The sequence below is a fragment of the Emticicia sp. GW821-FHT11C11 genome (genome assembly GCF_058808615.1).
In genome coordinates, this window is record NZ_JBXARV010000002.1 from 372962 (window position 1) to 397824 (window position 24863).

Below are 24863 nucleotides of genomic sequence, written 5' to 3' on the forward strand. Positions count from 1 at the left end.
GAATTGGCCAGGCATATAATGAATGCTGTTCCGGGAAAAAGAAAAACCACATGAATATTGCCATTAAGTGCCTCTGTTTCAAGATATAAACAGCAATCTAATGCATACTTCTAAGATTTCTTCATAAAAAGTAAAAGCTTTTTGATTTTCTCAAAAAGTATTCATAATTTTGCACCCCGAAATGGGATTCTAATATTAGCTTGGAATAAAAGTTTCTTAACAAAATTGTCTGATAACCAGACCCTTAAAACATTTTTTCAAAAATCTAAAAAAATGGCACGCGATTTAAAATTTACAAGAAACATCGGTATTGCTGCCCACATTGACGCAGGTAAAACAACTACCACTGAGCGTATCCTTTATTATGCCGGCGTGAGCCACAAAATCGGTGAGGTACACGATGGAGCTGCTACGATGGACTGGATGGAGCAAGAGCAGGAAAGAGGTATCACCATCACATCAGCTGCAACCACCGTTGGTTGGAATTACAGAGACCAAAAATATCATATCAACATCATTGACACCCCTGGTCACGTTGACTTTACTGTAGAGGTAAACCGTTCACTACGTGTATTAGATGGCTTGGTGTTCTTATTTAGTGCGGTTGACGGTGTTGAGCCTCAATCAGAAACTAACTGGCGTTTGGCCAACAACTATAACGTGGCTCGTTTGGGCTTCGTTAACAAAATGGACCGCTCAGGTGCAGACTTCCTTAATGTGTGTAAGCAAGTGAAAGAGATGTTGGGAAGTAACGCCGTGCCTCTTCAATTGCCCATCGGTGCTGAAGATAATTTCAAAGGTGTGGTTGACCTTGTAAACTTCCGCGGTATTGTTTGGAACGAGCAAGATAAAGGTATGACTTTCACTGAGGTACCGATTCCTGATGATATGATGGAAGAGGCGACAGAATATCGTGAGAAACTATTGGAAGCAGTAGCTGAGTTTGACGATACTTTGATGGAGAAATACTTCGAAGATCCTAATTCAATTACAGAAGACGAAATTCTTGCGGCGCTTCGCCAGGCGGTTATCGCCATGAAAATCGTTCCTATGCTTTGTGGTTCTTCATTCAAAAACAAAGGTGTGCAAACCATGCTTGACTACGTGATGGCCCTATTGCCTTCACCATTGGATAAAGAAGCTATTAAAGGAACTGATCCTGACACTGGTAACGAAATTTTCCGTAAACCAACTGAAAGTGATCCTTTTGCAGCGCTTGCGTTTAAAATCGCTACTGACCCTTACGTTGGTCGTCTTTGCTTTATCCGTGCTTATTCAGGTGGTCTGGATGCCGGTTCATATGTATTAAACAACCGTTCTGGTAACAAAGAGCGTATCTCTCGTATATTCCAGATGCACGCCAACAAACAAAACTCAATTGAGCGTTTGGGTGCTGGTGACATCGGTGCGGTAGTAGGTTTCAAAGATATCAAAACAGGAGATACACTTTCTGATGAGAAAAACCCAATCGTTCTTGAATCAATGGTATTCCCTGATCCGGTTATCGGATATGCCATCGAGCCTAAGAAAACAGCCGATCAGGATAACTTCTCTAAAGCTATTACTAAGCTGATTGAAGAAGATCCAACCTTACAGGTTGAATCAAACGAAGAAACAGGTCAGACTATCATCCGTGGTATGGGTGAGCTTCACCTTGAAATCATCATCGACCGTATGCGTCGTGAGTTCAAAGTAGAAGTGAATCAGGGTGCACCACAGGTGGCTTATAAAGAAACCATTACCAAATCTATCGAACACCGCGAGGTTTACAAGAAACAATCGGGTGGTCGTGGTAAATTTGCCGATATCGTATTCGAAATCGGACCACGTACAGACGAGAAAACAGGTCTTGAGTTCGTAAACAACATTGTGGGTGGTATTATTCCTAAAGAGTTTATCCCTGCTATTCAGAAAGGTTTCGAGCAAGCCATGTCAAATGGCCCATTAGCAGGTTTCCCTGTTGACTCAATGAAAGTTCGTCTGTTCCATGGCTCTTTCCACGACGTTGACTCTGATTCATTATCTTTCGAGCTAGCCGCTCGTATGGGCTTCAAAGAAGCTGCACGTCTAGCTGGTCCTAAATTATTAGAACCAATCATGGCGGTAGAGGTAGTAACTCCTGACGAGTACACAGGTCCTATCACAGGTGACTTGAACCGTCGTCGTGGTGTAATGAGAGGTATGGATACAAAAGCCGGTTCACAAGTAATCAAAGGTGATGTACCTCTTTCTGAATTGTTCGGTTATGTAACTGACCTACGTACTATGTCGTCTGGTCGTGCTACTGCTAACTTGACATTCTCACACTACGAAATCGTTCCGCAAAACATTGCAGACGGCGTAATTACAAAATCAAAAGCTTAATATTCAGTATTAGCTTAAGTATATTAAAAAAACCTGCTTCGGTTTCGAGGCAGGTGTTTTTGTTTGTTACCCATCCACTGGTTCGTTTCTTTAAATTACTCGTTAGCAATCGGTATGCACATTTTCAGCAATACTTATTCCGGATTTGCCTTTAAATCCCTATTTTTAGAAATCCAACCTATACTTTACTTATGAAAACCTCCTTTCTCATTTGCTTACTGTTATCAATATCGCTGGTTGCTTATAGCCAGAAAACAGGTAAAGCCACTGAAAAACTATCGGATGATGCATTACTTGACCTTGTGCAGAAACAAACCTTACGGTATTTCTGGGATTTTGGACATCCAACCAGCGGACTTGCCCGTGAACGTAGCAATACCAACTTCGGCTATGGCCACGAAACCTGCACTTCCGGTGGAACAGGCTTTGGCGTAATGGCTATTATAGTGGGTGTAGAGCATAACTGGATAAAGCGGGAGGAAGCTGCCACAAGGATCAGAAAAATAGTAAACTTTTTATTTAAGGCACCCAACTATCATGGGGCTTTTCCACACTGGATAGACGGAGAAACCGGAAAAACCATTCCTTTCAGCCGGAAAGACGACGGTGGCGATTTAGTAGAAACGGCATATCTCTTTCAGGGATTACTTTGCGCCAGAGCCTATTTTAATAAAGACACCGAAGCAGAGAATGACCTGCGCCAGAAAATAACCTGGATGTGGGATGAACTGGAGTTCGACTGGTACACCCGTAGTTCTGTCAATCAGTTATACTGGCATTGGAGCCCTAACAACGGTTGGGCAATGAATTTCGAACTCCGAGGATGGAACGAAACCCTCATTACTTATATTCTGGGTGCATCATCAAGGCGTTATCCCATCACACGCGAACATTATGTAAAATGCTGGACGCAGAGCGACCACTTCAAAAACGGCAAAGAGTTTTATGGTGTAAAACTACCTCTGGGTTTTGATTACGGCGGGCCTTTGTTTTTCTCGCAATACTCGTTTCTGGGTTTAGACCCGCGGGGTCTGAAAGATTCCTATGCCGATTACTGGCAGCAAAACCTGAACCACACATTGATTAACTATAAACATTGTGTGGCAAATCCTAACAAATTTAAAGGTTATGGCCCTAATTGCTGGGGATTAACAGCCAGCGATAACCACGAAGGTTACAACGCCCATGCACCCGATAACGACTTAGGAGTGATTACACCAACAGCGGCTTTATCGGCATTCCCGTATACCCCAAAAGAATCAATGGCGGCCTTACGGTATTTCTATGAAGAAAAAGGCGACAAACTATGGGGCGAATACGGTTTTAAAGACGCCATGAATGAAACCAAAAACTGGTATGCCGATTCTTATCTGGCTATTGATCAGGGGCCAATTGTAGTAATGATTGAAAACCACCGCAGCGGTTTATTCTGGAAATTGTTTATGGGCATACCTGAAATACAACAAGGACTTAAAAACCTGGGCTTTGAAAGCCCACAAATCAAGTAATTCTGTTTTTACAAAATAAACCCCGGCTTCCACTATATGCATTCAGGAAACCGGGGCTTACTATGTCAAATTCCTATGCAGAACTACCCCATTTTCGCACCCTTTATCATCAGAATGGTTTTAACCGATTCCTCTTTTAAATGTAAAAACTTCAGGCGTCCGTCGTCTTTCATAAAACCTTGTAAATCGCTTTCCAGTTCAAACGAAACAATATGAATCTCATAGGGTTTTTCATCTTCTCCGGCTATAAAAGCCGAGGCATCCGGGCGGACACGATACAGGAGAATGCCATTATATTTTTCCATTAAGGGTATGGCAAAGTTTTCAAATTCATGGAAAATCTCTTCCTTGCCTTCCTTAATAAAAATAAGCTGCGTAATGTAAATCATAAGTATATTTGAATCAGGTTATGGTGTTATAGTTTCGGGTAGCAGAAGTAGGTTGCTCTCTGCCTCATTATTTTATCACAAAGTCATGTCTGCGCCCTGCTCCTTCTATCCAGGTATCTTTTACGGCTCCCGTTCCTTCAAAACGATATTGCAAGCCAACAATATCCGCGGTATTATTAGGAAACTTGAGTGCATACGCCTTTTTGCCGTTCACAAAAAATGTCATCTGTTTATTACGGGCTTCAACCCGTAATCTGGTCCATTGATGTAAATCGGCACCAAAACCAGATAAATCTGCATCTGTACTTTCTATATGAGCACCACAGGCAGCCAAGCTTAAACTACCTACACAAGCTGGGGCGCTTAAAGGAATAATGATGATATCATCTTTGCATTGAATTAACACCTGTACTCGCTGGCAGGCAGATGTTCCTGTCGAGAAATCATTTTTCAACACTGTTTCAAACGTAAAATTATCGGTGCTTATCTCTCCCAGATCGGTCTGATTAAAAAGCCTGATTTTAGGTGCTTCCGGGTATAGTGTCAGATCATACTTCTTCAATAATTCTTCATCTATTCGTATCTCATTACCTTTCAGTACCTCAGGCTTAGTAAAGTACAAGGGTATTTTAGTGTTTCCTGGGGGCTCGGCTACAGCCAACCAGTTATCGGTCTTGATTTGAATATCATGCGTCTTTACTATTTCCTTATTCACAATCAGCTTAGCCTTAAAATAACCTGGAAAGTAATAAATAGCAGAATGATGATGTCCGTTTTTGTCGATCAGTTTTTTTCTGCTGAGGTCCCAGGTTTGTACGATAAAGACTGAATCCTGCGGTTGCGCAGCAGAGGCATCATAGGTAAATATAACTGAATTAGGCACCCCTTCCGTCACAATCTTATCAGCCTTAAAGGCATACTTGGAGTAATCACGGGTATCAACTCTGGTCTGAACCGCGAAGCCTATCAGGCCGATGACAATAATTGTAATGAGAACGCCATAAATAAGATACCGTCTGGAAGGTTGAATAACAGCCGGCTGATTTGGAGCAGAATCCGGCGCAGACACACTCTCTGCACTAATGACAGACGACACATTATTTTGTGTAAACTCACGCCAGTCGGCAAACCCTATGAAACGAGCCAGCGTATTAAGAGTAGTTAAAGAAGGTGAGCTACGATAATTCGTTTTGCCGAATAAGCGCTTCAAGGTAGAAACACTGAGTTGTACACGGGTCTCAGCAAATATCTGTTCGTTTAATCTCTCAAAATCATAATTCAGCCAGGAAGCACTGCTCCCCCAATTGAGTTTTTTTTCAATTGCCTTTTTGCATATTTCCAGATTTTCAGCTTCTGAATACCCCATATAAATTCTGCAATTATAGATGATTGACAACTTTGAACCTGATTTGGTACTGACTTGAACAAGTTTCGCTTCGTCTTTTCTACAAATTTGCCAAAAATCAATCAGCCGCCAATGATGTCGGTACAATTTTTTAAAATAAACAAAACCTTCAAATTATGAAAAAGCAATTATTGCTGATGATGCTTCTGGCACAAATCGCTACAGGACAAAACAAATCAATCAGGCCTGACCTTAAGAATTCTTCGCTCTGGATAATTTACGATAAACCAACTCCAATCTGGAAGGATACAATTGTTGTAAACAAAACCGAAGCCGACGGGATGATACTTTTAAAAGATTTTGATATGACAAACGGAACCATTGAATTTGATTTAAAAGGACAAAACCTATTGCAGCAAAGCTTTGTTGGTATCGCCTTTAACGTGCAAGACAGCAAAACTTATGAGCACGTTTATTTCAGACCATTCAATTTTATGAATGCCGATACGGCACGTCGTAGCCGGGCAGTGCAGTATGCCTCACTACCCGGTTTCCCATGGCCTAAGCTAAGAGAGACATATCCCGGTAAATATGAGAATAAAGTAAAGCCGGTACCAAACCCTGACGGCTGGTTTCATGCCAAGGTAGTCATAGACAGACCATTCATTAAAGTTTATGTAAATAATAATCCCACACCAAGTCTTGAAGTTGAAAGTCTTTCAACAAATAAAGCAGGTAAAATTGGTTTATGGACAGGCCCCATGACCCTCGGCAGTTTTACAAATCTGGTAATAACCCCTGTTGACAAAAAATAGAACAAGAGTTTTATATTGATTTACCGAAAGCCGGAGATTGTATAAGCCATTTTATACAATCCTTTGGCTTTTATTATTATTTTTAGATATTTTATTACTTAATTGTCATTTCGTTTGTATCCGCTCAACAACTGTCTGAACCGCTCATAAACCTGCCTCCAACCACCCGCCACACACTGAAAACATTCATCGGCCAATATCCTATATTCATCATCCTAAAACATACACTTATCCATTTTCCATTTCAGGATTGCGCATTCTGAGCCAACTTTGTGTCGTTAAAAACTAAATCATGAAAAAAGGTACATTAATCATTATTCTTATCGCTTCTATTTTTACTTCGTTTACAACTGCCTCAGCACAGTTCCCGATGGGTGGCTCAACCACTTCAAAGGCGCTGCCAGGCACTGCAGGAGACCAGACACCCAAAGGTAATAGCAAGATTTCGGGTATAATCGTAGACTCAACAACCAATAAAACTGTTGAATTTGCAAGTGTTGCATTGCTTGACAAAAACACCGGCAAACCGGTAGACGGCACCATGGCCGACGAAAAAGGAAAGTTCACCATGAGCAAGGTAGCGGCCGGTTCTTTTAAATTGCAGATTACTTTCATTGGCTATACAACCAAAAACATTGATGTAACACTGGCTAAAGCTCAGGATCTCGACTTAGGGAATATCCTGATTGCAAGCAGTACCAAATTGTTGAATGAGGTAACCGTAACCGGACAAGCCGCATTGATTGAAGAAAAAGTTGACCGTTTGGTTTATAATGCTGAAAAAGACATTGCTGCCAAAGGTGGCGATGCGACAGACGTATTACGTAAAGTTCCTCTATTGACTGTAGACCTTGATGGTAACGTTTCTTTGAGAGGCAGCCAGAATATCAGAGTATTAATCAACAATAAGCCAAGTACTATCGTTGCGAGCAGTGTTGCAGATGCTTTGAAACAAATCCCTGCCGATCAGATTAAAACCGTTGAGGTAATCACCAGTCCTTCGGCTAAATATGACGCAGAAGGTTCAGGGGGTATTATCAATATTATCACTAAAAAGAATAGTCTTCAGGGTTTAAGCCTGAATGTTGACAGTGGTTTAGGTAACAGAGGCTCAATGTTGGGACTGAACGGTAGCTACAGAAAAGGTAAAGGTGGTATCACATTGGGTGGTTTCGGCCGTGGTATTTATAACACTGTTACAAAATCTACTCTTGACCAGACCAGCATTGTGAACGGCGTTACTACATTGACTAAACAAACCGGCGACGGTTCAAGTCATGGTCTTTTTGGACAGTATAATCTCGGTTTTGATTATGATCTGGCAAAAAACCAAAGTCTGACAGCCGGTGTTCGCTATGGCGTGCGTAATTTCACTACACAACAAGATCTGGTGACAAGATTGTATAACAATGGTGTAATGAACGACGGCGCCAGTTCAAGAAGAGACGTAGATGCTAAAAACCTATCAGGAACAGTTGATATGAACCTCGATTATCTGCATACCTTCAAAAAACCACAGCAGGAATGGAGCGTTTCAACCTTATATAGCCGTAACGATCTGAAAAATAACTTTGATGCCAACATGATGAACCCTGGCGGTGAGTTGTTGAATCGTCAGCGTAACCTTAACACGAATACTAATCAGGAGTTTACGTTTCAAAGTGATTACCAGACACCGATCAAGAAAAACCAGATGCTAGAGTTCGGTGGTAAAGGTATCTTCCGTGAAGTAAACAGTGATTATAAGTTTCTGATTGCCGGCCCGACCGGAAATTTCTCAACTGAAATCAATCAGCCACAAGGCGAATTAACTTACCATCAGAATATTGCGGCTGCATATAGCTCATACACTTATACAACTAAAAAGCGTTATACCATCAAAGGAGGTTTACGCTATGAGCATACATTTATTGATGCCAGCACAAAAGAAGGCGGTCAAATTGGTGTAGCAGACTACGGTGTGCTGGTACCAAGTATTAACGCTTCAAAAAGTATTAAAGGTACTACTTTCAAATTAGCGTATAACAAGCGTATTCAACGTCCGGGCTTACAACAGTTGAACCCCAACTTCAATTCAGCCAACCCTCAGAACATCGTAGTGGGTGACCCGACTCTGAAACCTGAAATAACCGATAACTTTGAGTTAACGCTAAGCAAAAACATCAAGAAAACCTTTATAAATGCCTCATTCTTTGGTCGTGTAACTAACAATGCCATTTCGCAGGTTCGTATCCCGTCTGATACTTTAGAAGGAGCCATTATTACCACTTACAAAAATATTGGCCGCCAACATGCCTATGGTACCAACATTTTTGCTAACGTTGCAGCTACTTCTAAGATTAACGTAGGTATATTTGCCAATATCATCTACACTACGCTTGAAGGGCAGGTGCTAGGAACAGATAATGCATCAGAAACCATTACTAATTCAGGCTTTAACGTAAGTGGTGGGTTATTCTCTCAGGCTACCTTTAAAAATGGCTGGGGAGCTCAGGCTTTTGGTTTCTTGCAGGGTAATCAGGTACAATTACAGGGTAATCAGGGTGGATTCGGCTTCTATACCATTGGTATCAAGAAAGACTTTAAAAACAAAAAAGGAAGCCTTGGTTTAGCAGGAGAAAACTTCCTGAACAAGCGATTCACAATAAGCAGCGAATTGAAATCGGCACAGTTTACTCAGGTTAGTAACATTTATATGTACAACAGAGGCGTGCGTTTAACGTTCACTTATAAAATCGGTAAAATGACCATGGATGCCCCTAAGAAAAAAGCCCGTTCGGTAAATAATGATGACGTGAAGAGTGACGGACAACAAGGTGGCGGCACACAGGGAGGCCAGAGCGGTACCCCAAGATAATATACCATAAAGTCGCCTCATTAGGGTCGTATCTGGCACTAATGAGGTGATTTAGCAAGAACCTTATTAAACTAACGAATAAACTTAAATTAGATCGAACAATGAAAATGAACAAACTTTATGCTACAGCTTTAGCCGCTGTGGTTTCATTCAGCAGCTTTGCTCAGACTGTCGATGAAATTGTAGACAAACATGTGGCCGCTTTAGGTGGAGCAGATAAACTTAAATCTGTTAATACCCTTTATATCGAGCGCTCTTTGTCTGTTCAGGGTATGGAGATTCCAACTACCAGCACACTGGTTGTAAATAAGGCCGTACGTTCTGAGTCAACTGTAATGGGTAATGCTATGGTACAAGCATTTGATGGCACTTCTGCCTGGATGATTCGCCCTGCCATGATGGGTGGAACCGGCGAACCTGAAGATATGCCTGCTGATCAGTTAAAACAACTGAAAGGCCAGCTTGACCCATTCGGTCCGCTTTATAACTACAAAGAAAAAGGAAACAAAGTTGAACTGGTAGGTAAAGAAAAAGTAGACAAAAAAGACAATTATCACCTGAAAGTTACCACTTCAACCGGTGACGTAGTTGATCAGTATCTTGATGCCACTACTTATCTGTTAACCAAAACCAAGGCTTCGGCTAATGGCGTGGAAGTAGAAATCAATTTCTCAGATTATAAAGCAGTAGACGGCATCAAGTTTGCGTATGCTATGGACATGGCCAATCAAATGGGTTCTTTAGCATTTCTTACCAGCAAAATCAAAATCAATGGTACTGTTGACGAAACTGTTTTCAAAAAACCTAAATGATAGAGATTAATCCGTTTATATAGTTTAAGAGGCACGCCAACAAGCGTGCCTCTTCTGTTTAGGAGGTGCCGATAAATAACTTTATTTGTACCTTAAGAAAAAAATAAATAGACTTGTGTTGAATGGCCTGTTTGCATTCAATAAACTAAACAAACTGGAGCTCACTGAATGAAAAAGATAATAGTCTTTGCACTTGCACTATTGTGCATAGGGTTGCTTTCTGCATACTATATCGGTCTATATCCTTTTTTTATTTTTCGCAAGTCAACAGATACTTCTGCCAATTTAATAACCATACAAGACGAAAATAAACCCTTTCAACAATTTGATTTTCAACATGAAAACTACACCGCTTATGTGGTAATAAGTGTAAGCGATATCATGAATTCCTGGTCAGACATTCCGCGGAATCGTGTACTGAAGTCTTCAAATAAACAAATACTCGATCAACTAAAAGCCTGTGAGTTTATCAGTAATGGTAATGATTCGCTCAACATTGAAAGCAAGATATATCTGTTAAAAAATGATTCTCTTATTTACCAGAGTGGTCTGGTACTGGACGAAGACTACGAGGGCATTCATACTGAAGGAGCCGGTTGGGCAGAAAGTAAGCAAAAAGGTCAACTGCTCCGGATCTTGCGCCAGTTTGAAACCGAAACCAAGCCGGTTGTATTTCTGAAATGATTCAGGAGGGTTATGCCCCCTCCTGCAAATGTTTTTATACCTGCCATGTTATCTCATTTTCTCTGCTAATGATGCCACAAACCCCCAGTTCTGATGTTGTTTTCTACCCATTGCATTGAACCCTTCACCAAAAAAAGAGGCATCGCCTTCAATAATAAATACCAGTTCATTTTCTCCTTTTTTCAAATCCAATACTGTGCAATTCTGGTAACTATCCAATCGGTCCAGCTTAAATTTAGCATAGTTGAACACTTCTTTTCCGTTCAAAATAATCTTCATTTTACCCGTAAAGTCAAAGTATAACAACTGCGATTTATCTGCCTCAGAAACAATGCTCCGCTTAGCGAAGATTGTTCCGTTCGGAAACTCATAGTATCGTTTCAGATTAACCATTTCATCTCTCCGGTCGTTTATTTTAGTCCAGGTCTTCAATTTCTTTATATCTGCATACTCATACGCTTTGTCTCGTGGCAATTGCTCTGAAATGGTCCAGTCGTACAGCGTTTTAGGCAATTCCTGAATATTCACATTCGCAAAATACGACTCCCCGAACATGCTTCGCAACAGAATATCCCCGTTGTCTGTATCCGTATCCAGCAAGCTCACAATCAAATCCGGGTCTTTTTTGTAATTCACAAACACCTTCATGATTCTGCTTCGTACTTCAATAGTTGCATGAAACCATTCCAATCGGGCAATGTCTGTTTTGGCCTCATAAATCGGATAATGATACATCACCCAACTGAGCCCCCCATTGTAAATAGGTATGTACTGAATTGCCTCCTGTGTACCTCCGTATCCGGGTCTGAAATACAGAAACTGATAGTTTTGCTCATTTTTCACATGAAACCCCACACCACCCATCACACTACCGGCCATATCAAAGTCTATTCGGAAATTCTCATATTTTTTGGTTTTATTGATAGCGATCGCTTCATTTTTACCGTCAAGTTTTATACAAGTCTTATCTTTGTATGTTTGCTCGGCCAAAGCAACGGGTGTGTTGTTTTCAGAGAACGCCTGCCAGTCTTTCATTAAATTTTGTGCCGGCAGATTGTAAGCCACACCAATAAAAAAAGTGATAATCAATAATTTGATTCTAAGCATTTTCATAATAATTTGTTTTAAATTTTGAGTAATGATTTTGCACTGCAAGATTGCCATGCCCGAAAGAAATAATGCCCCAAGATTGAATTGTTTTACAACTGTTTTGCGATTGTTTTAAAAACACCCGATTATGAGCGATATAAACCCTATCGATAAAGAACTGTTAGACATCCTGAAAGTACAGATTACTCAAATGGTGGGTCTTGACCACCTCGATATTTGGGGGCAGAAAGACTATGAGTTTCTGGTATTCTTTATTGAAGAGAAATCGGGCGTTAAAATCAGTCTCACTACGGTTAAAAGAATCTGGCGGGATGAGTACAACCGCCTTCCTCACGTGGCAACCCTGGATGCGCTCAGTAAAATTGTGTATGGCAAAGACTGGCTGACACTGAAACTGGAATTGGCACAAACCTTAACAGGAAAAAATATTTCTTTGCCAAAACCCAATGTCCCTTTCAATTCTGAGTCTTTTTCATCGATCAGACCACGCTCTACACACACACGTCTGTTTGCCATAACAGGCATCATTCTTGTCATTGCTCTATTGGTTTTTAAAAATAAAATTTTCAAAAATGCTATTCGTAAGGGCGATGTTCAGTTTTCTGCCAAAACGTCTGTTGACAATTCTGTGCCGAATTCTGTAATTTTCTCTTATAACATCGATTCGGTGAATGCGAAGAAGTTTTTCATTCAGCAGTCGTGGGATAAAAAGCGGAGGGTAGAGATTACCAAAGGCAATTACCAACAGACTGATATATACTACCTGCCGGGATACTACATGGCCAAAATCATTGCCGACGATTCGATTATCAGAGAGATTCCGGTACATATCAAAACCGATAATTGGGTAATAGCTGCAAATCAGCAAACCATTGAGAACAAAATACTACCAGAGGCCGATTGGATATCAAAAGATATAATAGGTGTGAGTCCGAGTGTACTGGTAAATAATAAACTGGATATTAAAGAGCCTTTTTTTCTTACTTTCCATCAAAGCAAGGATTTTAATATTGACGGTAACAACTTCTTTTTTTCGTCTTCCTTTAAAATGGACTCAACAGGAGTGGTTTGCCCCGGTGTGGCCTTGCTGTTGAAGGGTGAATATGAATACATGTATATCAATCTGGGTGCGAAAGGGTGCGAAAGCGAAATAAAATTGAGCATCAGCAACAGGAAATTTGATGGTAAAAAGACAGATTTAACCGCTTTCGGCACCTATATTTACAACTGGCAGAACATCAGAGTTATGAACCGGAAGAGGCAAATCAGTATTGAGCTGAACAACCAAAAGATATTTGAAACACCTTACGAAAAGCACCTGGGAAAATTGAAAGAAATTAGCTTCATTTTTAAAGGCAATGGTATAATTAAAGACACCAAAGTGACCAAACTTTAAAATTCTCCTACGCTGTTTACATTTTTAAGACCTGTATACTCCTATGATACCTATTGCCACACCCGAAGAATTCAGTTACAAAGAATTACTGCGGTTTTTATCCCGCAACGAAAAAGAGTGCCTGCACACCATTAAAGATAATATCATTTACAAGGTACTTGAAATTGACGAAGAACTGGTATTGTTCTCCATCGCTTTCGATAACGGTCTTGTTGCCACTATACACACAGGTAGCCAGACACCAGAGGTAAAACAAAAGGTTAAGACTTATATTGAAAACTGGTTCGATCTCACTGCAGATCTGAAGACATTTTACGAAGCAGTGCAGGCAGACCCTGTTTTACATCAACTTTGCCGGAAATACCACGGCCTTAGAATGGTAGGAATGCCCGATTTATTTGAATCGCTGGTCTGGTCGGTTATAGGGCAGCAAATCAATCTCAATTTTGCGTACGCCTTAAAGCAACGTCTGGTGCATAATTTTGGCAAAAGCGTAGTTTACGAAGGAGAAACTTTCTATGCATTACCCACACCGCAAACATTGGCCGGTTTAAATATTGAAGATTTCCAACCTTATCAGTTCAGTCGCGGAAAAGCACAATACATCATCAATATTTCTAAAGCATTTGCAGAAGGCACCTTGTCTCAAGCACAGCTGTCGGCACTTCCATTCGATGAAATCAGGCAGCAATTAGTGGCTATTAAAGGCGTAGGTAACTGGACAGCCAATTATTCAATGATGAAAAGTCTGAAAAGTTATGACGCTTTTCCGGTAGAAGATGTAGGCCTGCATAATGCAGTAAAGAATCAGTATGCTCTGTCTGCTAAACCAACCATTGCCGAATTACATCATATGGCAACACTATGGCCCGGCTGGCGCGGATATGCCACATTCTACTTCTGGCACTCGTTGCTTGAATAAAAAATAGCAGATGTTTACACATCTGCTATCCTGTTTTATTTTCAAACTGAGTATTATAACATTTCTACAGGTTCAATCTCTTTCTTTTCTTCCGGCAAAATAAACCTCATTGCATTTTGTACCTTGCCTGGTAGCAGAGCTATTTCCAATACTTCCTGTACATAATCTACATAATGGAAGGTCAGCCCTTCAGTATAGGTGGCTCCTACCTCGTCCACATCCTTACGGTTCTTATAACACATCACAATCTCCTTAATACCCGCCCGCTTGGCAGCCAGTATTTTCTCTTTGATACCCCCAACAGGTAATACTTTTCCACGCAGGGTAATCTCACCCGTCATGGCCAGATTAGGTTTCAACTGTCTTTGTGTAAAAATAGATGCCATAGAGGTAACCATTGTAATACCTGCCGACGGGCCGTCTTTTGGTACAGCACCCTGAGGCACGTGCACATGCAAATCGTAATTCTGGAAAACGCGATAATCAATACCTATGTCTTCCGCATGCGATTTCAGATAAGAAAGCGCCGTAACGGCTGATTCTTTCATCACATCTCCCAATTGGCCGGATAGTGTCAATTGTCCTTTTCCACGACTTAAGCTCGACTCTATAAAGAGAATATCTCCTCCTACTGATGTCCAGGCAAGGCCGGTTACAACTCCCGGTATTTCATTCCCTTCATATAAATCCTGATCGAATACGGCACCACCCAGTAATTTCTCAACGTGCTCTACTTTTATCACCTTCGGATATTCTTCCTGCATGGCAATAGACTTGGCAACTTTTCTCACCAGTGCCCCTATTTGTTGCTCCAGACGTCTCACACCAGACTCCCGCGTATATCCTTCAATTACACGTTGAATGGCCTTGTCTTCAATTTTCAGGTCTTTTACTTTTATACCATGCTGCTCCAATTGCTTAGGCACCAGGTGTTTTCTGGCAATTTCTATTTTCTCTTCAACTGTATAGCCTGAAATTTCAATAATCTCCATACGGTCTCTCAAAGGTGGCTGAATGGTATCTAATGAGTTGGCCGTGGCAATGAACAGTACTTTCGAAAGATCGTAGTCCACTTCCAAATAGTTGTCTTTGAACGATGAGTTTTGTTCAGGGTCTAATACCTCCAGCAAAGCGGAAGACGGATCACCCCGGAAATCGCGCGAAACTTTGTCAATTTCATCCAGCACAAATACAGGATTCGACGATTTAGCTTTTTGCAGATTCTGAATCACCTTACCCGGCATGGCACCGATATAGGTTTTTCTGTGTCCGCGAATCTCAGCCTCATCATGCAAACCGCCCAGGGCCATACGTATGTAATTACGCCCCAGCGATTTGGCTATTGATTTCCCCAAAGAAGTTTTACCAACTCCCGGAGGGCCATACAAGCACAGAATCGGCGCTTTCATATCGCTACGCAATTTCAATACGGCCAGATACTCAATGATACGCTCCTTCACTTTTTCAAGACCTGAGTGGTCTGAGTCCAATATCTTTTTTGCCCGTTTCAGGTCAAAATTATCTTTACTGTATTCTGCCCAGGGTAAATCAATCATGGTTTCGGCATAAGTAAGCGAAACCCCGTATTCCGGCGCCATAGAGTTCATTCTCAGAATCTTGTTCAGTTCTTTATGAAAATGCTCATTGGCTTCTTTGCTCCATTTCTTTTTAGCCCCTTTAGTACGTAGCTTTTCTACTTCCTGATCAGGCGTTTCCATTCCAAGTTCTTCCTGCAATACCTTTATTTGCTGGCGCAGATAATATTCTCTTTGCTGCTGGTCTATATCCAGACTGGCCTTGCTTTGTATGTCACGCTTGATTTCCAGAATCTGAATCTCCTTCATCAAATGCTCAAGCAATTTATGTGCCTGTTCACTTCCATCAAAGGTTTCGAGCAGCAATTGCTTTTCGCTGATTTCGATATTCAGATTAGAAGACAGAAAATGTGTCAGAAAGCTGGGGCTGTCAATATTGCTGATAGCCATTTGCGCATCTTTCGGTATTTCCGGGTTCAGACTCAGTATTTTATAGGCCGCTTCTTTCAGGCTTTGTACCAGGGCCTTCACCTCTTTCTTACGCATGCTCGGAAAATTATCGGCTATGTATTTTACCGACGCACTCAGGTGGGGGTCGGTCTGAACATAGTTTAATACCTCGAAACGACGGCGCCCCTGAATGATAACCGTAACGTTACCATCTGGTAATACGATCATTTTCAGAATAGTAGCAATTGTTCCGACTTTATATAAATCTTCCGGTGTTGGTTCGTTGGGAGTATGGCGTATTTGTGCCACCACACCAATGGTTTTATCAGTACGATAGGCTTTTTTAACCATCTTAATGAACTTTGCCCTAGTTACAGTAACCGGTATTACAATACCCGGAAACAAAACCGTATTCCTTAGCGGAAGGAGAACCAGGTCTGTCGGCAAATTATTTTCATTTTCCATCACTTCATCAGGTGAAGCGATTTCAATCATTTCTACATTTTCTACGTCTTGGCGTCCCATCATAAGGCTGGAGATTAGTTCACTATTCATGTACCACTAATTTAAGTTCTTCTATAGCGGTTTCTTCGTAACGAAAAACCGCTTCTATTTAACTGCGAAATTAACTCAACTAAGCACCCTTCCTAAAGCCTTTGACGACTCGTTTTTGTCTGCCATAATGTCAGAGTGAAAGTACAAAACGTTTCGTATAATTAAAACATTTCTATGCTTTTTTTATTGGTCAAAACAAGTGCCAATTGCTCTTATCTGGCATTGTGGCAGTAAAATCATTAAATATGTGCAGGTTTTAAAAACCATGCAGATTTATTGGCTATTTTTGATTTATTTTGGTTTCTGTTCTGACAAAATCTTAAACTCATGAAAAAAGTACTGTTACTCGCTTTTCTATTTATCAACACATTATCTGCTCTTGCCCAGAAAGCTCCTGATTTTCTTAATAACTATAACCAACGATGGGTCGATTCTGTTTTCTCAACCCTTTCATTAGACGAAAAAATCGGTCAGTTATTGATGCCACGGGGTAATACTTCCGGCCAGGGATACACGGTTGAGAAGCTCAGAAAATGGGTACAGGAATATAAAGTGGGCGGGCTCGTATTTTTTGCAGGCCAACCCACCACACAGGCGCGCATTGTGAATGAGCTGCAGGGTATGTCGAAAGTACCCCTGCTGATAGGCATGGATCTGGAATGGGGATTGGCCATGAGGCTCGACAGCACCGTTCGATTCCCTTACCAGATGACCCTCGGTGCCATCAGAGGCAGAGAGGCTGATATACGGGAAATGGGCGCGGAAATCGGTCGACAATGTCGCAGAATGGGTGTACATGTTAATTATGCACCTGTGGTTGATGTCAATAACAATCCTAATAATCCGGTTATTAATTTCCGTTCTTTCGGCGAAAACAAATATGACGTAGCAAGTAAAGCCATTGCCTACATGCAGGGCATGAACAGCGAACGCATTCTTACTTCAGCCAAGCATTTTCCCGGTCACGGCGATACCGGCGTTGACTCACACTATGATTTACCTCTGATAACACACGATAAAAAGCGCCTGAACGATATTGAACTTTACCCCTACCGCATGCTGATAAACAGCGGTTTGAGTGGTGTGATGACCGCTCACCTGAGTATTCCATCTTTAGACAGCACCAAAAATCTGGCATCTACGCTATCCAAGAATATCGTGACAGATTTGCTGCGTCAGGATTTAAAGTTCAAAGGCCTTGTATTTACTGATGCTATGGACATGCAGGGAGCCGTGAAGTATTTCCCGAACGGACAAGCCAATGTAAAGGCCATTTTGGCAGGTAACGATATTCTGGAAACCTTTGAAGATGTACCGGCGGCCATTGCAGCCATTAAAGCCGCCATTGCCAATAAAGAAATAAGCATGGAAGAACTTGATTTCAGGGTGAAAAGAATCCTGATGGCGAAATCGTGGGTAGGATTGGATAAATATAAACCTATTCAGATTGAAAACCTGATAAAAGATCTGAATACAACTCAGGCCGATGTGTTGAATCGCCAGTTTGCTGAAGCTGCTCTTACTTTAGTGAAGAATGATAATAGTATTTTGCCTGTAAAAGACCTGACCGCAAAAATAGCAGTGGTTTCCATTGATGCAGCACAAACTACCGCATTTCAGAAAATGGCAGGTAATTATACTACTATTGATAATTTCCTTATTCCGGCTAATGCCACAGATGCTGACATCAACAAAGTATTGGAACAAACCAATGGCCACGACCTGATACTGGTGGGTGTACATCTGAACAACATTCGTCCGGCGGCTAAATATGGTGTAACCGATGCAAACAGAAAGGCGGTAAAAGCATTGATTAATACAGGCAAAGCGGTTATTACCTTGTTCGGCAACCCTTATTCGCTAGACAAATTCGAAGACCTCGACAAAGCCAAAGCTGTGGTGATGGCCTATCAGTTGACAAACTACATGGAAGAGGCCTCAGCACAGGCTATCTTCGGCGCCATTCCGTTCATCGGTAAGCTGCCGGTAACAGTCAATGAGCGTTACCCGTTAGAACTAAGCAAACAAACCCAATCTATAGGTCGTCTGGCCTATGGAGTGCCCGAAATGGTTGGCCTGGACAGCAAGGTATTTAATGCCCGGATGGATTCGGTAGTAAATCTGGGTCTGAGAGAGAAAGCATACCCCGGCGCAGTGCTAGAAGTGGCCAAAGATGGCCGTGTCATTTATCACAAAGCCTTTGGGTATCATACTTACGAAGCTGCAAAAGCAGGTGGAAATACCACGGGTGACATGGTTTTGAGAGCAGACAACAAGAATGATGTGATGGATGAAAGAGTAAAGAATGCAAACACCAACGCAATACTAAACAACCAAAGCAATACGGTATCAAACGGTAAAGTAAAGTTGACCGATTTGTATGATTTAGCCTCGGTTACCAAAGTAAGTACTTCATTACTAGCTGTGATGCAACTGATGAGCGCCGATAAGTTCGACCTTGACAAAACCTTTAAGGATTACTATGCAGAGTTTGATAATTCCAACAAAGCCAGTTTACGATTCAGAGACATGCTTACGCATAAGTCAGGGTTGAAAGCCTGGATTCCTTTCTGGATGGATTGTATTGATTCTGTAAAAACCGTAAAGAACAGCCCGGTATTTAAAGCCAAATACGCACAGAAATACAAGAAGAAATTCATGATGAGCAAGAAGAAATACCATGCCATGCTCATGAAAGCCATTAAAGAAGACAAAACGCTCTGGAAAGAAACCCTATCTCCCGCCACGTTGGTATGGAAAAAGAACACACTATCTAATGCCCCTTCTGCCGAATTTACCGTGCAGGTGACAGACAGCCTATGGCTGCACAAGGATTATAGAGAGAAGATTTTCAATGCCATTAAAGACTCGCCTGTAAAACCGGAACAAGGCTATGTATATAGTGATTTGCATTATTATACCTATCCTACATTCATGCCTCGCCTAACAGGTATGCCCTGGGAAGACTACCTGAAACAAACTTACAAACAACTCGGTGCCAATTCTTTGACCTACAATCCTTTGCGTTTCTATCCGAAGTCGCAGATAGTACCTAGTGAAAAAGATACCTTGTTCAGACAAACACTTATTCACGGCCGGGTGCACGACGAGGGCGCCGGTATGCTTGATGGTGTTTCGGGTCATGCGGGTTTATTCGGCAATGCGAATGACCTCATGAAACTCATGCAATTGTACCTGCAAAAAGGCAGCTATGGCGGCAAGCAGTTCATTAAACCAGAAGTGATTGAAGAAAGTACAAGATACCAGTTTCCTGAATTGAAAAACAGAAGAGCCATTGCTTTCGATAAAATCGATTTTAACCCTAAAGTAGCTAATGGCCCTACACTGGCTACTCCTGAAAGCTACGGCCATTCCGGTTTTACAGGTACTTTTGTATGGGTAGATCCAAAATATAACTTCGCTTATGTGTTCTTATCAAACCGTGTATATCCTACACGCGACAATACCAAGATCAGTACACTGAACATAAGAACAGCCATTGGTGACGAGATTTATAAAACTGTGAAGTGATAACGACCGAAAAGTATTGATTTACTTCTTAGAAAAATGCAATATTTAAAATACAGAAAGTTTGCCGGTGTAGAGTTGTTCCGCTTTGGTTACGCTCCCATCGGCAAACCCTGGTTCAATGTGTACTGCTTTATTTTTGATAATGTATTAATCGATACCGCACAAGCCCATTGTCAGGAAAAAGTAAGCGTTACCTTTAAAGATAAAACGATTGAGAAAATACTGCTGACACATTTTCATGAAGATCATTCGGGCAATGTGGCAGCACTGGCAGTTGAGCATCAGGCAGAAGTATTTGCTCACCCGATTACGCAAGATAAAATAAGCAGAGGCTTTGATTTGTATCCGTATGAAAGGGTGCTTTTCGGACATATTACTCTCTATACAAATCACATACATAATTTTCCGGATAGTATTGAAACGCCGCATCACCGCTTATTGCCTATTTATACACCGGGGCATTCGGTCGACCACACGGTTTTTCTGGAGCCTGACATGGGCTGGCTTTTTTCGGGTGATCTGTTTGTCGGTATCCGGATAAGGGTGTTCAGAAAGGGCGAGAAATTCTGGCAACAGATAGAATCCATTAAAAAAGTACTTGAATATGATTTCGATGTGCTTTTCTGCGGTCATCATCCTCGATTAAAGGACGGTAAACAGCAATTACAGGCAAAATTGCAGTATTTTGAAGACTTTGGAGGAAATGTGCGCAGTCTGCATCAGAAAGGCTTGTCTGTTAAAGAAATTATGAAAGCATTGAAACTGCGCGAGAATCATTTGATGAAAATCCTGCTATCGAACGATGTATCGGTAAAGAATATGGTGGAAGCGGCTCTGGGAAATGAGTAGAACTAAAAGAATTGCCTCTTATTCATTCAATATAGTAAGCAAACTGAACCTTTAATCTTCAAAACAATGAATCGCAGAAATTTTGTACAGACCACCGGTCTTACCCTAGGTGCCTTTACCTTATCGGGCAAAGAACTGTTAGCCAATCTGTTAGCGCAAAACCCATACAAATTGAAGGACTTACGCGGTGGCGTAGGTGTTTTTACTGAGCGTGGTGGTACCATTGCCTACCTTGTTACCCCAAAAGGCATAGCCGTAGTAGATTCCCAATTCCCCGAGCAATCAACACACCTGATTGGCGAACTGAAAAAACTCTCAGATAAACCCATCCAACTATTAATCAACACACATCACCATGGTGATCATTCAGGTGGTAATATCTCCTTTAAGGGCATTGCAGAACACGTAGTAGCTCACACCAATTCTTTAAAAAACCAGAAAGTAGCTGCAGAAAAGAGCAAAACAGAAGATAAACAACTGTATCCGGATGTAACATTTACCGACACCTGGAAGCAAAAAGTAGGTAAAGAGACCATCAAAGCACATTACTTTGGCGCAGGTCATACCAATGGCGATAGTATCATCCATTTTGAGCAAGCCAATATTGCACACATGGGCGATTTACTCTTCAACCGCCGCTACCCGTTTGTTGATCGTGCAGCAGGGGCATCTGTCAAAAACTGGATTACAGTACTTGATAAAACCCTTTCTACTTTTGATAACCAAACACTCTTTGTGTTCGGCCATGCGTTTGATCCTGAAAAAATAACAGGCTCGAAAGAAGACATCAAAGTCTTTCAGGATTACCTTTCGAAGCTGTGGAATTTCGTGGAAGGAGAGGTTAAAGCCGGCAAAACAAAGGAAGAAATTTTAAAGACAACTGCTATTCCAGGCGTAACCCAAATGCAGGGCGACGGTATTCAGAGAAGCGTTCAGGCAACCTACGAAGAGATTACGAGTGCGTAAAAGTTCTTCGAATTAGCCTAAAGCAACCTTAGAAAAGTGCAAAAATAATTAAATTCAGAAATTTTGTTTTAAAAAATTTGGAATTAAAAAATCCTTTCGCCTACATTTGTATAGAATATGATTCGCACTTAGCGAATTTTCGCAAATAGAGAAAATTATTCAATATGCAGCATAGAGTCATTATCGTCCTTATTATTCATCTGCTCGTTTAAACGGGTGTGAAGAGGGAAGCATGACCATAGCCTTACGACCTTCTTCACACAGTGAAGAAGGTTTTTTTATAAACAAGACAGTATTTACGTAAATCACATCACTCAATAGCAATGACCGCTCTAAACAAATTCAGTCGAACACTTACCCAGGAAGTAACCAACCCGGCCGCGCAAGCCATGCTTTATGCCATTGGCCTTACAGAAGAAGACATGCAAAAACCGCAAATTGGTATTGCAAGTACAGGCTACGAAGGTAACCCCTGCAATATTCACCTGAACGGGCTTTCGGTACATGTAAAAAAAGGAGTACAGGAAAATGGCATGGTGGGACTGATTTTTAACACCATTGGGGTGTCAGACGGAATGACAAATGGTAACGACGGTATGAGCTACTCATTACCCAGCCGCGATATCATTGCCGACTCAATTGAAGATGTGGTTTCTGCCCAATGGTACGATGGCGTAATTGCCGTAGTAGGTTGTGATAAAAACATGCCTGGCGCCATGATGGCCATGGCTCGTCTGAATCGCCCGGCAATTCTGGTGTATGGCGGCACGGTAAAATCCGGATATTATCATGGACAGAAACTGGATATTGTCTCTGCTTTTGAAGCACTGGGTAAAAAATTTGCCAATAACATATCGGATGAAGATTATAAAGGAGTAATCCAGAATTCTATCCCGGGTCAGGGTGCTTGCGGTGGTATGTACACTGCCAACACGATGGCTTCGTCGATTGAGGCTATGGGCATGAGTTTACCAAACAGCTCGTCTTACCCTGCCACCCACGAAGGAAAAAAGGCGGAGTGTCTGGCCATTGGTGCAGCGATGAAAGTCCTTTTGGAGAAACAAATCCTGCCAAGTGACATCATGACCCGCAAAGCATTCGAAAATGCACTTACTGTGGTAATGGTACTGGGCGGTTCAACCAATGCAGTATTGCATTATCTGGCTATTGCCTCATCGGCGGGCGTATCATTCACGCTTGATGATATCCAGGCCATCTCAGACCGCACGCCACTATTAGGAGATTTGAAACCTTCGGGCAAGTATTATATGGAAGATATGCATCCTATCGGCGGGGTACCTGCCGTGATGAAATATCTGCTTAAAAACGGATTGCTGCACGGTGATTGTATGACTATCACAGGTAAAACTGTAGCTGAAAACCTGGAAGACGTTGTCGACCTTGATTTCAACGCACAGAACATCATCAGGCCAGTTACAAACCCGCTTAAAGCAACAGGCCACTTACAGATATTATATGGTAATCTGGCCGAGCAAGGTGCCGTAGCAAAAATTACCGGAAAAGAAGGTGAAAAATTTGAAGGCATTGCCAAAGTCTGCGAGCGCGAAGAAGATGTGATAGAGTTTTTAAGTAAGGGTGAGATCAAAGCCGGACAAGTGCTGGTTATCCGTAATGAAGGGCCGAAGGGTGGACCGGGTATGCCTGAAATGCTCAAACCAACTTCTGCTGTTATGGGGGCAGGTCTGGGTGATTCAGTAGCCATGATAACCGACGGTCGCTTCTCAGGTGGTACTCACGGTTTTGTGGTAGGTCACGTTACTCCGGAAGCCTATGAAGGAGGTACCATAGCACTGGTAAAAGATGGAGACAAAATCACCATTGATGCGATAGAAAACAAGCTGGTTTTGCATGTATCGGATGAAGAACTGGCTACTCGCAGAGCCGCATGGCAACGTACAGAGTCGCTGTTTACAAGAGGTGTTTTAAGAAAATATATTAAGAATGTAAGTTCTGCCAGCGAAGGTTGTGTAACAGATTTATAATCAGAAATATGGTTCACTTTTTAAAAAAAATTGCCAGAAAGTATCTGAATCTGGAAGTTCGCCGATTCAACGTCATGAACTCTCCATTTGCCTTAATCAAACATCTGCTTGAATCGCACAATACAGATTTGCTCCTAGATGTAGGCGGATTTGTAGGAACTTACGGAGAAGAAGCCAGAGAAATGGGTTATACCGGTGATATTGTATCGTTCGAGCCTATTAAGGCCAGCTTTGAAAAGCTGAAGGCTAAAGCAGAGAAAGATCCGAAATGGATCTGCCATAACATAGGGTTTGGTACAAAGAGCGAAGAACTGACGATTAATATTGCAGGAAACTTTGCCAGCAGTTCTCTACTCGGCATGCATAAAAACCATACCGACTTTGCGCCGAATACCGCATATCAGGCAACGGAAGTAATTCAGATAAAACGACTGGACGAAGTCATTACTTCTCAGATAGCGCAGCAATACCATTCTATATATCTGAAAATTGATGTACAAGGTTATGAACTGAATGTACTGGCAGGAGCCACCGAACTACTACCCCACATCAATGTTATTCAGGCTGAAATTTCATTCCTGCCTCTGTATGAACAGGGTCCATTGTATAATGAAGTAATCAGTAAATTAGACGAACTGGGTTTTGAGCTTTTTACCATTTTGCCTGAACTGAAGGACCCTAAAAACGGAAGACTGATGCAGGGAGAAGGCATATTCGTGAAAAAAAATACAGGAAATACTTACAAGCAATCAAGGATACATTAAAACCACTC

17 protein-coding genes are annotated in these 24863 nt (G+C 41.6%); 13 read left to right on the forward strand and 4 right to left on the reverse strand.

The window, feature by feature from the left end; genetic code table 11:
- Positions 1 to 273 precede the first annotated feature (273 nt).
- Positions 274 to 2364: an elongation factor G gene (fusA, locus tag AC1RRY_RS11475; protein ID WP_492820707.1), complete on the forward strand. Its 2091-nt coding sequence runs from the start codon at positions 274 to 276 to the stop codon at positions 2362 to 2364.
- A gap of 191 nt (positions 2365 to 2555) precedes the next feature.
- A complete protein-coding gene (locus AC1RRY_RS11480; protein ID WP_492820705.1) occupies positions 2556 to 3872 on the forward strand; it encodes a glucoamylase family protein in 1317 nt (438 codons plus the stop codon).
- Positions 3873 to 3955: 83 nt separating this feature from the next.
- Here the strand turns inward: AC1RRY_RS11480 and AC1RRY_RS11485 are convergent, their stop codons facing one another.
- On the reverse strand, positions 3956 to 4261 hold the full coding sequence (locus AC1RRY_RS11485) for a DUF1330 domain-containing protein (RefSeq protein ID WP_492820703.1): 306 nt from the start codon (positions 4259 to 4261) through the stop codon (positions 3956 to 3958).
- Positions 4262 to 4328: 67 nt separating this feature from the next.
- Positions 4329 to 5627 (reverse strand): hypothetical protein, encoded by a 1299-nt coding sequence (locus AC1RRY_RS11490; RefSeq protein WP_492820701.1) that lies wholly within the window; start codon positions 5625 to 5627, stop codon positions 4329 to 4331.
- A gap of 155 nt (positions 5628 to 5782) precedes the next feature.
- Between AC1RRY_RS11490 and AC1RRY_RS11495 the strand changes: the two genes are divergently transcribed.
- From AC1RRY_RS11495 to AC1RRY_RS11510, 4 genes are all read left to right on the forward strand, one after another.
- Positions 5783 to 6421 carry a hypothetical protein gene (locus AC1RRY_RS11495; RefSeq protein WP_492820699.1) on the forward strand — a complete coding sequence of 213 codons (639 nt, stop codon included), beginning with the start codon at positions 5783 to 5785 and terminating at the stop codon, positions 6419 to 6421.
- A gap of 292 nt (positions 6422 to 6713) precedes the next feature.
- On the forward strand, positions 6714 to 9278 hold the full coding sequence (locus tag AC1RRY_RS11500; RefSeq protein WP_492820697.1) for a TonB-dependent receptor: 2565 nt from the start codon (positions 6714 to 6716) through the stop codon (positions 9276 to 9278).
- A gap of 107 nt (positions 9279 to 9385) precedes the next feature.
- Entirely contained in the window at positions 9386 to 10090 is a 705-nt protein-coding gene (locus tag AC1RRY_RS11505; RefSeq protein WP_492820695.1) for an outer membrane lipoprotein-sorting protein, read from the forward strand.
- A 168-nt stretch (positions 10091 to 10258) separates the two neighbouring features.
- Positions 10259 to 10774: a hypothetical protein gene (locus tag AC1RRY_RS11510; protein ID WP_492820693.1), complete on the forward strand. Its 516-nt coding sequence runs from the start codon at positions 10259 to 10261 to the stop codon at positions 10772 to 10774.
- A gap of 48 nt (positions 10775 to 10822) precedes the next feature.
- Here AC1RRY_RS11510 and AC1RRY_RS11515 read toward each other — a convergent pair whose 3' ends face one another.
- Positions 10823 to 11881, reverse strand: coding sequence for a hypothetical protein (locus AC1RRY_RS11515; protein WP_492820691.1), 1059 nt, complete (start codon positions 11879 to 11881; stop codon positions 10823 to 10825).
- A 130-nt stretch (positions 11882 to 12011) separates the two neighbouring features.
- Between AC1RRY_RS11515 and AC1RRY_RS11520 the strand changes: the two genes are divergently transcribed.
- Positions 12012 to 13280, forward strand: a complete 1269-nt coding sequence (locus tag AC1RRY_RS11520) for a hypothetical protein (protein WP_492820689.1) — start codon at positions 12012 to 12014, stop codon at positions 13278 to 13280.
- 43 nt (positions 13281 to 13323) lie between these two features.
- On the forward strand, positions 13324 to 14202 hold the full coding sequence (locus tag AC1RRY_RS11525) for a DNA-3-methyladenine glycosylase family protein (protein WP_492820687.1): 879 nt from the start codon (positions 13324 to 13326) through the stop codon (positions 14200 to 14202).
- A 53-nt stretch (positions 14203 to 14255) separates the two neighbouring features.
- Here AC1RRY_RS11525 and lon read toward each other — a convergent pair whose 3' ends face one another.
- Positions 14256 to 16742 carry an endopeptidase La gene (gene lon, locus AC1RRY_RS11530; RefSeq protein WP_492820685.1) on the reverse strand — a complete coding sequence of 829 codons (2487 nt, stop codon included), beginning with the start codon at positions 16740 to 16742 and terminating at the stop codon, positions 14256 to 14258.
- Positions 16743 to 17069: 327 nt separating this feature from the next.
- Between lon and AC1RRY_RS11535 the strand changes: the two genes are divergently transcribed.
- The 5 genes from AC1RRY_RS11535 to AC1RRY_RS11555 all read left to right on the forward strand — a co-directional run bounded on the left by AC1RRY_RS11535 (position 17070) and on the right by AC1RRY_RS11555 (position 24855).
- A complete protein-coding gene (locus tag AC1RRY_RS11535; protein ID WP_492820683.1) occupies positions 17070 to 20273 on the forward strand; it encodes a serine hydrolase domain-containing protein in 3204 nt (1067 codons plus the stop codon).
- A 36-nt stretch (positions 20274 to 20309) separates the two neighbouring features.
- On the forward strand, positions 20310 to 21122 hold the full coding sequence (locus tag AC1RRY_RS11540; protein ID WP_492820681.1) for an MBL fold metallo-hydrolase: 813 nt from the start codon (positions 20310 to 20312) through the stop codon (positions 21120 to 21122).
- A gap of 66 nt (positions 21123 to 21188) precedes the next feature.
- Positions 21189 to 22088 carry an MBL fold metallo-hydrolase gene (locus tag AC1RRY_RS11545; protein ID WP_492820679.1) on the forward strand — a complete coding sequence of 300 codons (900 nt, stop codon included), beginning with the start codon at positions 21189 to 21191 and terminating at the stop codon, positions 22086 to 22088.
- A 323-nt stretch (positions 22089 to 22411) separates the two neighbouring features.
- A complete protein-coding gene (gene ilvD / locus AC1RRY_RS11550; RefSeq protein WP_492820677.1) occupies positions 22412 to 24091 on the forward strand; it encodes a dihydroxy-acid dehydratase in 1680 nt (559 codons plus the stop codon).
- 8 nt (positions 24092 to 24099) lie between these two features.
- A complete protein-coding gene (locus AC1RRY_RS11555; protein ID WP_492820675.1) occupies positions 24100 to 24855 on the forward strand; it encodes an FkbM family methyltransferase in 756 nt (251 codons plus the stop codon).
- Positions 24856 to 24863 lie beyond the last annotated feature (8 nt).